The sequence below is a fragment of the Pseudoxanthomonas sp. 134C1 genome (assembly GCF_057773065.1).
The window spans coordinates 296,298-310,161 of the sequence record NZ_JBYMTH010000003.1 but is presented as its reverse complement, the minus strand read 5'-3'; the positions used below and the strand labels follow the sequence as shown (position 1 = coordinate 310,161).

The 13,864-nt window shown below is 60.9% G+C and carries 12 protein-coding genes; 9 read left to right on the top strand and 3 right to left on the bottom strand.

The annotated features are described in order from the left end of the window. The first annotated feature begins 88 nt into the window (after positions 1–88). Positions 89–2,221, top strand: coding sequence for a bifunctional 23S rRNA (guanine(2069)-N(7))-methyltransferase RlmK/23S rRNA (guanine(2445)-N(2))-methyltransferase RlmL (gene rlmKL, locus AC3DEZ_RS08570; RefSeq protein ID WP_488387833.1), 2,133 nt, complete (start codon positions 89–91; stop codon positions 2,219–2,221). A 157-nt stretch (positions 2,222–2,378) separates the two neighbouring features. Further along, positions 2,379–3,509, top strand: a complete 1,131-nt coding sequence (locus tag AC3DEZ_RS08565; RefSeq protein ID WP_488387832.1) for a hypothetical protein — start codon at positions 2,379–2,381, stop codon at positions 3,507–3,509. A 96-nt stretch (positions 3,510–3,605) separates the two neighbouring features. Here the strand turns inward: AC3DEZ_RS08565 and AC3DEZ_RS08560 are convergent, their stop codons facing one another. After that, positions 3,606–3,827, bottom strand: a complete 222-nt coding sequence (locus tag AC3DEZ_RS08560) for a SymE family type I addiction module toxin (protein WP_488387831.1) — start codon at positions 3,825–3,827, stop codon at positions 3,606–3,608. 173 nt (positions 3,828–4,000) lie between these two features. Continuing rightward, positions 4,001–4,606: a hypothetical protein gene (locus tag AC3DEZ_RS08555; RefSeq protein WP_488387830.1), complete on the bottom strand. Its 606-nt coding sequence runs from the start codon at positions 4,604–4,606 to the stop codon at positions 4,001–4,003. Positions 4,607–4,837: 231 nt separating this feature from the next. On the opposite strand from AC3DEZ_RS08555, the gene AC3DEZ_RS08550 reads away from it, so the two are divergent. From AC3DEZ_RS08550 to AC3DEZ_RS08520, 7 genes are all read left to right on the top strand, one after another. After that, a complete protein-coding gene (locus tag AC3DEZ_RS08550) occupies positions 4,838–6,982 on the top strand; it encodes a helix-turn-helix domain-containing protein (RefSeq protein ID WP_488387829.1) in 2,145 nt (714 codons plus the stop codon). 151 nt (positions 6,983–7,133) lie between these two features. Next, positions 7,134–7,631 (top strand): YybH family protein, encoded by a 498-nt coding sequence (locus AC3DEZ_RS08545; protein WP_488387828.1) that lies wholly within the window; start codon positions 7,134–7,136, stop codon positions 7,629–7,631. A gap of 191 nt (positions 7,632–7,822) precedes the next feature. After that, on the top strand, positions 7,823–8,467 hold the full coding sequence (locus tag AC3DEZ_RS08540) for a hypothetical protein (protein ID WP_488387827.1): 645 nt from the start codon (positions 7,823–7,825) through the stop codon (positions 8,465–8,467). Between the two features lie 80 nt (positions 8,468–8,547). Next, a complete protein-coding gene (locus AC3DEZ_RS08535) occupies positions 8,548–9,093 on the top strand; it encodes a CbrC family protein (protein WP_488387826.1) in 546 nt (181 codons plus the stop codon). Between the two features lie 417 nt (positions 9,094–9,510). Beyond that, positions 9,511–9,807, top strand: a complete 297-nt coding sequence (locus AC3DEZ_RS08530) for a hypothetical protein (protein WP_488387825.1) — start codon at positions 9,511–9,513, stop codon at positions 9,805–9,807. A 415-nt stretch (positions 9,808–10,222) separates the two neighbouring features. Next, the gene (locus tag AC3DEZ_RS08525; RefSeq protein WP_488387824.1) at positions 10,223–12,358 is read left to right on the top strand and encodes a M64 family metallopeptidase; all 2,136 of its coding nucleotides are present in this window, start codon (positions 10,223–10,225) and stop codon (positions 12,356–12,358) included. Positions 12,359–12,368: 10 nt separating this feature from the next. After that, positions 12,369–13,109 (top strand): hypothetical protein, encoded by a 741-nt coding sequence (locus AC3DEZ_RS08520; protein WP_488387823.1) that lies wholly within the window; start codon positions 12,369–12,371, stop codon positions 13,107–13,109. A 311-nt stretch (positions 13,110–13,420) separates the two neighbouring features. On the opposite strand, the gene AC3DEZ_RS08515 is transcribed toward AC3DEZ_RS08520, so the two are convergent. Further along, entirely contained in the window at positions 13,421–13,843 is a 423-nt protein-coding gene (locus tag AC3DEZ_RS08515) for a winged helix-turn-helix transcriptional regulator (RefSeq protein WP_488387822.1), read from the bottom strand. Between the last annotated feature and the right edge of the window lie 21 nt (positions 13,844–13,864).

Here is a 13,864-nt window from a genome sequence, read left to right as displayed (position 1 = left end):
GCGGGGCCGGTTTTCCGTGTGTTCTCACCCCCAATCCGGCAAAATTGCCGCCATTCGCACCGCCGCCGTCCCGAGTTCCGGAGTCCACTTGAAGTTCTTTGTTTCCTGCGCCAAGGGCCTGGAGTACCTGCTCGCCGACGAACTGACGGCGCTGGGCGCCACCCGCGCCACCGCCACCATCGCCGGCGTCAACGTCGAAGGCGAACTGCCCGACGCCCAGCGCGCCGTGCTGTGGTCGCGCCTGGCCAGCCGCGTGCTGTGGCCCATCGCCGACTACGACTGCCCGGACGAGCAGGCGCTCTACGACGGCGCGGCGGCGGTCGCGTGGGAAAACCACCTGCGCCCGGAACTCACCCTGGCGGTGGACGCGCACGTCTCCGGCCAGACCATCACCCACGCGCGCTACGCCGCCCAGCGCATCAAGGACGCGGTGGTGGATCGCCTGCGCCAGCAGGGACTGGAACGCCCCTCGGTGGATGTCGAACAGCCGGACGTGCGCATCAACCTGTCGCTGCGAAAGGGCCGCGCCACCTTGTCGATCGATCTCGGCGGCGGCCCCATGCACCGGCGCGGCTGGCGGCGCGAGCAGAACGAGGCGCCGCTGAAGGAAAACCTCGCCGCTGGCGTGCTGATGCGCGGCGGCTGGCCGGCGCTGTACCACGCCGGTGGCGCGCTGCTGGATCCCATGTGCGGCAGCGGCACGCTGCTGATTGAAGGCGCGCTGATGGCCGCCGACGTCGCGCCCGGGCTGCAACGCCACGGCAATACACTGCCCACCCGCTGGCTGGGCTTCGACGCGCAGGCCTGGCGTGATCTGTTCGCCGATGCCGTCGCCCGCGAGACCGAAGGCCGCCGCGCGCTGCAACCGCGCTTCTTCGGCAGCGATCTGGATGCACGCGCCATCCGCGCCGCGAATGAGAACGCCACCCTGGCCGGCCTGGCCGGGCAGATTCAATTCCAGACCCGCGACATCGCCCGACTGGAAGCCCCCTGCGAAGGCGGCGGCCTGGTGGTCTGCAATCCGCCCTACGACGAGCGCCTGGCCGCCGACGCGGATCTGTACCGCATGCTCGGCGACGCGCTGCAACGTGCCGTGCCCGGTTGGCGCGCCAGCCTGCTGTGCGGCAACGCGGACCTTGCCCACGCCACCGGCCTGCGCGCGCAGAAGAAATACCAGGTGTTCAACGGCGCCATCGAGTGCGCGCTGATCGTCTGCGATACCGTCGCCGCGCCCGCACGCGAGCGCAGTGAACCGCGCCCGCTCAGCGAAGGCGCGCAGATGGTCGCCAACCGCATCCGCAAGAACCTCAAGAAGCTCAAGAGCTGGCGCACCCGCGAGGACGTCACCTGCTACCGCGCCTACGACGCCGACCTGCCCGAATACGCCGCCGCCATCGACGTGTACGAGGCCGAGAACGACGGCGGCACGTATCTGCACATCCAGGAATACGCCGCCCCGGCCAGCATCCCGGAAGCCGACGTGCGCCGCCGTTTCAGCGAACTGCTGGCCGCCGCGCGCGAGGTCTTCGCCGCGCCGCCGGAGCGGGTGGCGATCAAGTCGCGCGCGCGAGGCAAGGGCGGCAGCAAGTATGGCCGCTTTGATCAGAAGGACCAGACCCTGTGGGTGCGGGAAAACAACGCCCGCCTGCAGGTCAACCTGTTCGACTACCTCGACACCGGCCTGTTCCTGGACCACCGCCCGCTGCGCCGGCGCATGGCCCAGGAAGCGCGCGGCAAGCGCTTCCTCAACCTCTTCAGCTATACCGGCGTCGCCAGCGTGCAGGCCGCCGTCGGCGGCGCGTCCACCACCACCAGCGTGGACCTGTCCGGCACCTACCTGGAATGGTGCGGGCGCAATCTGGCGGGCAACAAATTCGGTGGCGCCCAGCATCGCCTGGTGCAGGCCGACGCGGTGCGCTGGCTGGAAGCCGAGCAGGGCGAATACGACCTGATCTTCTGCGACCCGCCCACCTTCTCCAACTCCGCCCGCGCCGACGACTTCGACATCCAGAAGGAACACGTGCGCCTGCTGCGCGCGGCGGTCGCCCGACTGGCGCCCAACGGCGCGCTGTACTTCAGCAACAACTTCCGCCGCTTCCGCCTGGACGAAAACGAAATCACCGCCTTCGCCCGCTGCGAAGACATCACCCCGCAGACCATCCCCCCGGATTTCGAGCGCAACGCCCGCATCCATAGGTGCTGGAAGCTCACCCGATTCTGAGGCCGGAGGAGGAGTCTCAGCACGAGGTGAAGCCTGGGAACGCTTGGCGTTTCCAGACAGAGAAGACAGCAAATCCGAAAATTCCGATGCTGCCCCAGAAGCAGGATTGGCAACATAGTCGCCCCATATCGACATGCGGCACAAAAGCCGGGAGATCATGAGCGTCATCGAAGAGGCGAATCTGAAGAAGTTGGAGAAGCGGGCAAGCAAGGCGGTAAGCAAGTTCCTTGACGCAGAAGAGTTTGACCTGAAGACCCGTCACGCCGCTGAAATCCTGACGATGTACGAGGATGCGAAGGTGAAGGTGGGTCACGACGAACAATGGACCAATCTTTACTACATCAAGCGGATTGCCCTGGCGCATATGGCGATGGCGCTGTCAAGGCAAGCAGAAACAATCCGTGACCTTGACATCTCACTTGAACACCTGCGCGAGTGTTTTGAAGGATTCAGTGCCCAGAACAGCACAATGCTGTTGAATGAGCAGGCTTGCGTGTTGCTGACTGCGGCGGGCTTTGATGCCCTGTATCAGGAGCGCGCGTTTCAATCCGTCAGGGCCTACCAGCGACATGGAACGAGTGGTTGGGGAGGTCCGGATGATCCTCTCCGGTCTGCACTTGAGAGCGAGGCCTATCGCCAGTGGCTTGCAAGGAAAGTCGCACCAACTCGGCGGAAGCGAAAACAAGCCGGATGGCGAGACGCCTGGGCTGACTATATTGAAATGCGTCATAAATCAAACGCAATTGCGCCGGAAGATGACGAACTGAAGCTGTGGGACCCAGAAGGTCCGGAAGTGGTCGATGCATTGGAGGTCCAACTGGGATTTCCTCTGCCTATCGAACTGAAAAAGCTTTACGTCGAGCATGGCGCATTCTGCACGGGGGATTTTGTCGACGGTTTCGACGCGATCTACCTCTATTCCGCAAACCAGCTCGCGGCAGCGCTGCGCGAGGAGCCTGTTCGCGGGACGAGAGTGATCGAGGTCCCCCGGCTGGGAAATCTCCTCAGGATGTTCTATGAGCCTCACCCCCTGAGCGACGCCCAAATCAAAACCTTGAATGAGCACTATGTATGCTTCGGTGGATTTTCCCATCACTCCGAAAAACACACGTTCTATCACTTCGATGGCAATGGAAATTTCGGCACGATTACCACTGCCATGGATGATTGTCTGGACGACGACCTTCTTGACCGCTACCTCTCGGGTAATGCCCCCCCAAAGAGCCTCGATGAAATGCTCACCGGTGCCATTGAGGCAGTCGCCAGGAATCTGATTGAAGGAAATTGATATCTCCAGACGAGAAGTCTGCGTTGTTGCTGGAGGCTCACCCGTTCCTGAGCCCGCATCCCGCCGCCCCGAACACCGGGGCGGCAGGTTAATCCCTCAATCCGACTTCACCGGCTCCAGCACCAGGCGGCCGGCGCGCACGCGCACCCGGATGGTCTGACCAATCGAGAACCCGGCCTGCTCCAGCCAGCGGCCTTGCAGACGCAGCGAGGGAAAAGGCGGGGTGGGGCGACCCTTGCCGGTATGGGGGTAATAGGCGTAGCCGGTTTTGAGTTGGCGCTCACGCGGAAAGGGGCGGCGGGTCTTGTTGCCTGCCATGTTGGCCTCCGGTCGATATCGGAAAACCGCGAGGTCGGACGCGGACACCGCTAGCGGGGAGGTGTGTTGAGCACCGAGCGAAAATAGCCGTAACGTCAATTTGGAGTCAACAGCGGTGCTTGCTGATTGGCCGCTTTCGTTGACCGCATCGTGTCTTTGGACCGAATTCCCAGTTAAATGCAATTATCTTCCAAGTCGTCGATAACGAAAAGTTCGCATGCTGCATGAGCCTTTTCAAGAGCGCGCTGAGCGCCTCTATGAGTGCGACGCAGGCCTTCCATGGTGACTTCGACTTGCTCGTCAGAATGTGCTTCCTTGTCTTGGAGATACGACGCGGCGTTATTTAGCCCCTTTAGTGCGAATAGTGATTGAGCTAGTGGTCGAGTGAGGCTTACTGGAAGCGATTGGAGTCGTGGTTCAATGTTCTCTAGAGCCTCTGTAACAAGTTCTAGCGCGCGACTTTGAATCTGTTCACGCTGGTCAACATCGCGGCCGACCATGATGTCGAGCATGCTGCGACACAGTTCATCCGTGTCATCAATATCCGGAAGGATTTTCTCTAGGGCTATTCGTGCGGACGAGATCTCAGGTAGTAGAAGTAGTGCGGAGATCTTCGCCGAAGCGAGATTTCTTGCGTTCTGATCGCTTGCATCTGTACTCCACATCACTACTGCGGCAACGACAGCAATTGAGGTCGCAACGGCAGCAACCGCGTTCCAATCAATGCCAACGCCTGGTCCCGGGCGCGCAAGCGACGCTAGAGCGAGTGAAAAAATCATGCCCATGCCGAAAGTAGTCGCAAGGACCAATGCACTCTTTCGATGGCCAGGTTTTCTAAGGCGACTAAGCATCTGGGTTATCACATTGACCTCGCGACCCACGTGGATATGTCGACATGCTCTCCATGACTTATGCCTCCATCTCCATCTACAAGGGATAACTATATCAGTGCGATTGACTTTCAGCAACGTTGCCTGCAACATTTCTGAAAGCTTGCTTTGGGGGCCCTCGTGAACGACCAAAATGCTGTATCAGCCCTTGAATTGGGCCTCTACCTGGCGCGGGTGAGGGAGCGCGCTGGCATCAAGCAGGCCGAGTTAGCGCGCCGAGTTACTTGGAGTGCGACCGTCCTATCACGAGTTGAAAACGGGGAGAGGGCTGTGGCACCAGAAGAGCTGGAGCAATTGCTGCTGACCATCGCTACGCCTGATGCCGAACAGCTCAGAACTGCTCTCCATCGGGAATGGGTAGTACTTGAACGCCCCGCACTCGATCACCCTGAGAACGAGCTCCTGTGGTCTGCAGAAGAAGTGGCGCAACAGTTACAAAAGCTTGCTCAGAAGCCTGAGATAAAGCACGCCTTCGAGCGCCGAATTTCTGCCTATATGAATGAGCTGAGGGCAGTGTCCAAATTACTCTTGAAGCGCGAGCATCAGGTGGCTTTTATTGGCAGCATTGGAATCGGCAAGTCCACGGCTATATGCAGAATTTCCGGCTTAGAGGTAATGGTGCCGGATGCACTCCATCCGACTCCTGTTCTAGAGGCTGGCGCGGGAGGCATCACGATTTGCGAGGTCCACCTTCGACGCGGCCCAGGCTACGGTTTGATCGTAGAGCCACGGAGCGACAAAGAAATCCGAGCCGATGTCACTGATTTCGCCGACTACGTGAGACGTGCTGACGCATCAGTAGCCAATGGAGATGGCGAGGAAGTAACGCAGGGAATCTCGAGAGAGGTTGAGCGCGCAATACGTAATTTGTCTGGATTGCGCATTCGACGTGAGAAGGGGGCTGATGGGAAGACTATCCGTAGAGATGAAGCTAAGAATCTTGCTGAGAGGTTCGGAAGTGCTCGTGAGCTAGTTGTTGAGATTCTGTCGCTCATGGAGTTGCCTCGTCGTGATCGGCGTGACATATGGTATGACGCCAGTACCGGCAAGCAGCCGCTTGAATGGCTAAAGGATGTATTCGAGAAGGTGAATAATGGTCGGCATCCTGAATTCACGCTTCCTCGGCGTATTGAGGTGATTATTCCTGATCAAGTGCTTCTGGCAGATGATCTTTCTATCAGGTTTATTGATACCAAGGGAATCGACAGAACCGCAGCGCGTGCGGATCTGGAATGCTTGCTCGATGACTCTCACACTCTGGTTGTACTGTGCTCTGGCTTCAATAATGCCCCCGCCGCAGAGGCGCGACTATTGTTGGAGCGGGCGCGTGAGACAGGTGTCCGTGGCTTACATGCGAGGGCCGCGTTGCTAGTTTTGCCTCGTCCGGATGAGGCATTCGCGGTCAAGGATGAGTCAGGCCAGAAGGTAGAAAGCGTCGAAGAGGGATACGACCTTAAGGCAGAACAAGTGGCGATGAGCTTGGCGCCAATTGGAATGGTTGAGTTGGCCGTAGGATTTTTTAACTCATATCAAGACGATCCGGCTATTCTGCGTTATTTTCTTGTGGAGCGGCTGGCTTGTGCGCGCCGTGCTTTTCGAGAACGTTTGGTTGAAATTGTAGGCAATGCTAGCGCTCTTCTTCTTAACTACGAACAGGAACAAGTCCAGGCAGTCGTGCGTCAGGCCGCGTCACAGCTGAAGACATGGATTGAACGGCATAAGACGCCAAGGCGACTGAACGCTCACGTGCAAGATAGCTTGCTAGATCAGATATATCAGGCACACGCTGCGACCATTAGGGCTTCAGTGAACCGCGAGGGTGACTGGCACAATCTCAACTATGGCCATCATCTGGGATATGGCGCGCGGCGAATGGCGGTGCTCTCTCTCGGGCCTGTTGTGGAAGGCTTCACTGAGGTATGCCAGAACTTAGTTGCAACTCCTGGTCTTGAAGAGGCAAAAGAGTTAGTTACTCAGGCCGAACGTTTGCTGCTTTCGGCGTATACCGAGCTATTGATAAAGGTTCAGTTGATGGGCCAGACTTCTTTTCGCGATGAGTTGAGGTTAGATGGGGGGTTCTGGAGTGCTTGTCAGAACGAGTGGGGTCGTGGTGGTGGCTATAGGGATCGCGTGGTGCAGCATAGCCGTGAGTGGTTTGGTCACACCGAACGACTGGAGTTAGAGGATAAGTTGCGATCGATGATTAATCGGGAGTGGAATGCCGCCCTTATTCGAATCGAGGCGCTACTTGGAACGGATGAGTAGTGCGGTTGAGTGGGGCGTGTTCCCACACAGTCAAGTTCACTGAAAGCGGTTTCAAGAATGATGGAGTAGTGGATTTATCGGACTACTAGAGAGGTGTGATTTGTCCTGTCTGCGGTAGCTCCATTCTTATTGCCATCAATGGATTTGTCCTATGTATCGTTCCATTATCGCTGTTGTCGTCCTGGGGCTCGCGTCGGTAACTGAGCCAGTGATTGGGCAGGAGACTCTGAAGCCAGCTACTAGGCCAACAGATGTTCCCAGAATCACGCTACCCCCCGAACTGGATCGAGTACTCCGCGACTACGAGCGCGCATGGCGTGCGGGTGACGCGGCGGCCCTTGCGGCGTTGTTCGCGGAGGATGGCTTCATCCTGCAAAGCAATCGCCCGCCCGTGCGCGGACGCAAGGCCATCCAGGCTGCCTATGAAGGCGGGAGTGGCGGCCCACTGCGGCTGCGCGCGCTCGCCTTTCACACCGAAGCCACGACCGGCTACATCGTCGGCGCCTACGGTTACGGCGATGGCCCTGATGACACCGGCAAGTTCACCCTCACGCTCCGCCGCGCCCCCGGCCAGCCGTGGCTGATCTTCTCGGACATGGATAATCAGAACACACCGCCGAAGCCCCGGCCTGCATCGGGACCCCCTTGAGGAACTGGGGCAGGAACCGCCCCTCGTGTGGTCACATTGCCGCGCGGGGGATGACCGCTTTCGGACTGTTGCAGACTGCCGTGCAACCTCCCGGAGTTCGCATAGGAGAAGTCTGATGGACGGTGTATTGATGGCTTGCCCAGAATCCCTGCCACCCCTCTTTGGGGTCCAATCGTAGTCAGCACTCACAGATGAAGATCTCAACGCTTCGAGCAAAGGCAAGGCGGAACACGCTTGAGGTGGAACATATCCTTGCCGCGGCAAAGGCTCGCACTCCAGGCCTGAGCAGTGAGCTGCACCGCCTATCGAAAGACCTTGGCTGGTCGGAATCCACGCATCTTTCCGACGGGACGCACGTTGTCCCGTTGGCCAAATGGGCGGAGATCGCCAGCGCCTACTCCGATGGTGGCCTTGAGGCGCTCCACCTGTTGTCCGAAGAATCCGAAAACGCCGGCTACATTATCGGGCTCGTCGAGGAGCTGCGGTCACGCGAAGCTGTTGATGCGCTTATGGCCTTCTTTCCCGAGATAATGCGCGAACCGGCCAGTGAGCCGGATACCGCATGGCGTCTCGTCAGGGCCTACAACCAGCTTCTCAGCATCAAAGGCTCCATTTCTCCCTCGGATAGGCAAGCCGCATCAGTACGCGATTTCCTTGTGTCGTGCATTGCAATAGCGACTTCAGAGGTTCAGAGGGCTTGGATTGTCTATGCCCTCCGGGGTGTTGGGGACCAATCGTCGCTGGATCTATTGCGAGGCATGAGTGACTTTGCGCCTCCGCATGATTCCGCCAGGACAGACGCGATGCGCGCCATTCGCCAGAGGTTGCGGACATGAGCGCTGGCCATTCATATCAGTCGAAGAAGCCGCCTCGTGGCTCGATTTTCTGCCGGTGCTAATCCCCGAATGGAGTACTCATGAAGCTTCCAGAATTCAAATACCACCCGGATCCCCTCGCCACCGGCAGCGTCATCGAATCAGATGCAGAGTGCGAGTGTTGCGGCCAAGCCAGAGGCTTCATCTATACCGGTCCCGTCTATTCCGTGGAGGAATTGAACGACGCGCTCTGTCCGTGGTGCATCAGCGATGGCGCCGCCCACGAGAAATTTGATGCCACCTTCACCGATGAAGATGGCATCGGTGATGACGGATCCTGGGAATCCGTCCCGGATGAGGTCGTGGCACAGGTTTCACAACGCACCCCGGGATTTTCGGGGTGGCAACAGGAGCGCTGGTGGACACATTGCGGTGATGCGGCCGCCTTCATCGGTTGCGCGGGCCATAAGGAGCTGAGCGCCCATGGACCGGAAGCCATCGCCGCCATACAAGAGTCTGCGGGCCTTTCAGACGGAAAAGAGTGGAACGAGTTCTTCGCAGCCCTGGACAAAGACGGGTCACCCACCGCGTATCTGTTCCGGTGTGTCAAATGCGGAGCGCTGGGCGGCTATCAGGATTGCGACTGAGAGACTGGTACTCATTCGATCCGAATCCGCTTTGCGGTGCGGCTGAATTAGACGTCCTGATACGTATCCATAGCCGCTTCCGGCCGAAAACTTCACCTCGCGCCTCCGTTCGCTCAGATATTCCTGGGCATAGGAGACACCCTGAGGAATGGGGCGGTAACGGCTCCCGACCGGTTCAGGTCACCGCGCGGCGGCTGACCGCTTTTCTATCCGAAATGGAAATCGGTCTGTCTCTGCGCAGAGCCCGACTGAATGGCCTCTTGCCCAAGCCGCCGTCTCTTTTCTTACGTGGGCTTGTTGGCCGGAAATGCCAGTTCTGAGATTGAATTGTTTCCAGGGCATAGCCCACCATGCGGTGCGCTATGGCAAAGTCGCGCAACCGGACCCAGGGTCCGTCTATCAGAGTGGTTCGCGCCAATGGAAGGACATCTGCCGAGCCAGAAAATGCCGTTTGTCTGGGGAGACTTAAACGCCTGCGGTTGGGCCGGTGAGGGAGACAGGTGCATCTATGCTTTGGACGAAGATGCACTGGCTGCAATACCAGCAACAGAAGGCACGCTGATCTTCCTCTGGACTGAGGATGAACCAGACACCATTCTTGGTTCGGTTGCGGTCCTTCAGCATGTCACGCTCGGTACCTTTAGGGGTTGGCGCGCAGAGCCTGTACTTGGCAGCTTCTATCGTGGCCCAAAGCCTATCGATTTGCCCGGTTGAATTGGTGCCTGACATTTCATTCAAACCGACAAGGCTTCGCGGCGCGATTTAGCTAAGACGTAAGCCGATGTCCGCTACTGGCTGTAGGGAGCCTTCTCGCCACACCCCGCGCCGCCAGAGGCGTGACCCCGGCTGTAGAGATTCCGCTCAGGACGACGAACGGTAGGCCGGCGAAGTTCGACCCAGGCGTTAGTCTCCAATGTGACGGACCTGCTGCCTGCAGCGACCGCCATTGCGTGCCTCGCGCGTTTCGCCGCCGCACGCGTCACGAAAGCCGGCATTGGCTTCGCCCGGGCCGTAAGGACACCGCCATGACAGTCGATGGACAGACGATTGGACTCGCGATCCCCGGGGCGTTTCGGCCAATGCGGCCTTCCTGTTTCCTGTCCGCATTCTTGAGCGTAAGGAGAGCGCAATGGCCGACAGCATGACCGTTCTACGGCAAGCCGGCCCGCCGGGAGCCCGGCGGAATCTCGTGGTGATCGGGGATGGCTTCACCGCCGGCGCCGACCAGACCACGTTCAACAACTATGTCCAGACCACGCTGATGGACGGGGTGTTCGGGCGCGACTATTTCCGCGAGGATGCGTCGGCGTTCAACATCTACCGGATCAATCTGGAGTCGTCGCATTCCGGCGTCAGCCAGCGGACCTGGAACCTGATGGGGACGCCCGCCACCGGCGACGACACCGTGCAGTCGGAGACGATCCACAACACGGCGCTCGGGATCATCTTCAACGGCCAGTGGGAGCATTGCTGGCTCGAATACGGCACCAACAGCGAAAAGCGCATCACCGACGCGCTGAACAAGTGGGTGCCGGACTTCGACAACGTCCTGATTGTCCTGAACGAAGCCGGTTTCGGCGGCTGCGGCGGCGGTGGTCGCGCGCACGTGACGCTCGGCGTGGGCTGGGCTGTGATCGCGCACGAATTCGGACACGGGATCGGCGGGTTTGCCGATGAGTACTCGAACAACGGCGCGCACACCGGCGGCGAGCCGGGTGAAGTGAACGTCACGGTCAACACCGATCGCGCCACCACCAAGTGGGGACGCTTCATCGCGCCCGGCACACCGCTGCCGACCGGGACGGGGAGCGCGGCCAACTACAACGCGGGACCGCGTCCGGCCAACTGGAGCAGCAATTTCGATGCCGGCCTGTTCGAGGGCGGCGCGACCCGGAACACCGGCATCTATCGCCCGGTCGAGAACTGCCGGATGAACGGCAACTCTCCCGAGTTCTGCCCGGTCTGCTACACGTCGATGAAGGACGCGCGGCACGTCGAGACCGCCCACCATTTCCGGAACGCCTACGCCGGCAACTTCTACGGTTCGGGACGCAGTGACGTCCTGTTGCATCACGGCACGTCGATCCAGATGTTCCGCAACACGAACGGCGGGTTCGAGCACCGTTCGAGCGCGGTCGAGCGGGTGCCCGGATCGTGGCAGTTCCAGCCGAACGACCAGATACTGGTCGCCGACTTCAACGGCGACGGCATCGACGAGGTGGTCGTTTTCAACAGCGTCGACTGGGTCATGCCGTATCTGGGCCTGCTGGTTTCCGATGGCAATGGCGGGCTGCGCCTGATCGCCCGTTATGACGGCGACATCCCGGGGTGGGGCGGTTTCGCGCGCAACGACAGATTCCTGGCCGCCGACGTCAATGGCGACGGCAAGGTCGATCTGATCGTGACGAACGGCGACGACTGGTCGATGACCTACGTCGGGTTGTTGCGGAGCACGGGCAGCGGTTTCCATCTGACCCATCGCTACGACGGCGACATTCCGGGCTGGGGTGGTCTGGCTCGCCGTGACGAGTTCTTCGTGGCCGACCTCAACGGCGACGGCAAGGACGACCTGGTGATCTTCAACGGCGAGGACTGGTCGATGGCCTATGTCGGGTTGTTCCGCTCGGGCAGCGGCGGCCTGTCGATGACGGCCCGCTACGACGGTGACATCCCTGGTTGGGGCGGTCTTGCCCGCCACGACAGGCTGGTGATCGGCGACTTCAACGGCAACGGCAAGGACGACGTCTACATTTTCAACGGCGAGGACTGGTCGATGCCCTACCTCGGCATGTTCGCGGCGACCGGCCCGGGGCTCGGGTACGTGAACCGCTACGACGGGGACGTTCCGGGTTGGGGTGGCCTCGCGAGGCACGATCGGTTCATCGCCGCCGACATCAACGGCGACGGCAAGGTCGATCTGTGGGCCTGGAACCACCAGGATTGGTCGGAGGAGTATCTCGGCCGGCTGATTTCCAACGGCTCGGCGTTGTCGGCGAGCTTCATCGGTGACTGGATTGGCGAATGGAACCTCGGCCCGGTCGATGACTTCGAGGTCGCCCGCTTCACCACGGCGCGCCTGACGCCGAGGGCGGTCGCCGCCGGGATGTCGAAGCGGGTCGCGACGCTCCTGGGCGCACGGGGACGCCCCCATCTGTTCGTGCACAACACCGACTGGTTCGGCGTCATCAACGGTCGCACCGGTTACTCGCTGAGCAGGATCTATTACCGCTACATCCACGACTATCGGCACGGCCGGAACTGGTGAGGGAACCGTCATGAAACTTAACAGGAAGAACCGCAAGTTCCGTCCGCAGATCGACGACCGGATGCCGAGTAAAGTCGGAGCGTCCTACGAACGTCTCGAGGTGCCGTCCTACCGTGGCCCGACCAAGTCCGAGTCGGCGCCGCCGCCGGGGCGAGGCAAGGCCAAGGTGGCGTTCGTGGCGGAGGAGGTGAGCCGGCCGCGCGCCGTCGCGGGGGCGCTGGACATGCCGGACATGCAGCCGCGACGACCGTCGCGTCGCACCGAGGAGAACATCGTGAACGAGCAGTACGTACGCCTTCGGATCCGGGTGCGCGGAAACCAGATGTCCGTCATCGACAGTCATCTCGTCGACGGCCCGCTCGCCCAGTTGACCTCCCTCGTCGGCGGCAACGCGTACGAGGTCACCCTGGGTGATCGACTGCTGCACGCCGGCGCGCTGCCTGATCTGGGTGTCCAGCGTTCGTTCGTGGCGCCCGACGCCAAGGGCGAGCAGCACGCGCACCACATCACCCAGCGCGAGGTCTTTGAATTCACCGCCCGCGTGCCCGCGGAGGCGCTGACGTCCGACACGATCGGCGACATCGCGGTTCGCGTCCACAGGCTCAAGGACGAGGTGCGCGGGGAGCACATCCGGGACCGGCGACTGGGCCTGCAGTTCGAACGCCAGGTACGTCCGGTACTGGAGATGCACGGCCTCCCGCCGTCGGTGCTGCCCGATGAGATCCGCCGCCGCGGGCAAGTCGCGAAGTAGCCTGCACTTTCCCGGGATAAGGCCGTTCCCAGCGTTGGATTGGGCGCGGAGGTATCCGGCCGAGTGAGGCGATTGGCCCAGGGTTGCCAGGGGTTTTCCCGCTTCTGCGCGATCGCGTTCAGCGGGACGGACGGGGCGCGGGTAGTGCTCCCGTCCGCTCGCGGACCTCGTGCGATCAGGCAATCGTGTGCATCGAGCGGGGCGGGAGCGCGCGGTTGAGGCGGGAAGCTTGAAGCCCGGATGTTCGGGAAAAGAGACTCTGATTGGATGCGGGCAGGGCAGGTTTTTTCACCGGGAGACCGGGGCGGACCTCATGTGCTTCTGGCGGCCTCGTGGGATGGGATCACGACGGTGCATCCCATGCCATCGGAGCGCTGTTCCGCCAGCGTTCGCCGCAGGTGACCCTCTCCCCACACGCGCATGCCCTCGACCACCGGCAACAGGGTCTTCCCGTACTCCGTCAGCTGGTAGATCACCGGCGCGGGCACGGGGCCGGTGGGGGTGCGATCGACGAGGCCATCGGCTTCGAGTTCGCGCAGCTGCTCGGCAAGCACCTTGTTCGAAATCGGCGTGACGCGGTTCTGCAAGCCGGCGAAATGCAGTTCGCCGTGCGCCAGCCAGTAGACGATCGTCAGCTTCCATTTGCCGCCAATGGCCGCGAACGCCGCCGCCAGCGGACAGCCGGCCAGCGGGCTGGGCCGGGCATGGTTACCCGCGGGTACCTTCTTGTTCATGCTGGCCTCGCGTTCCTATCC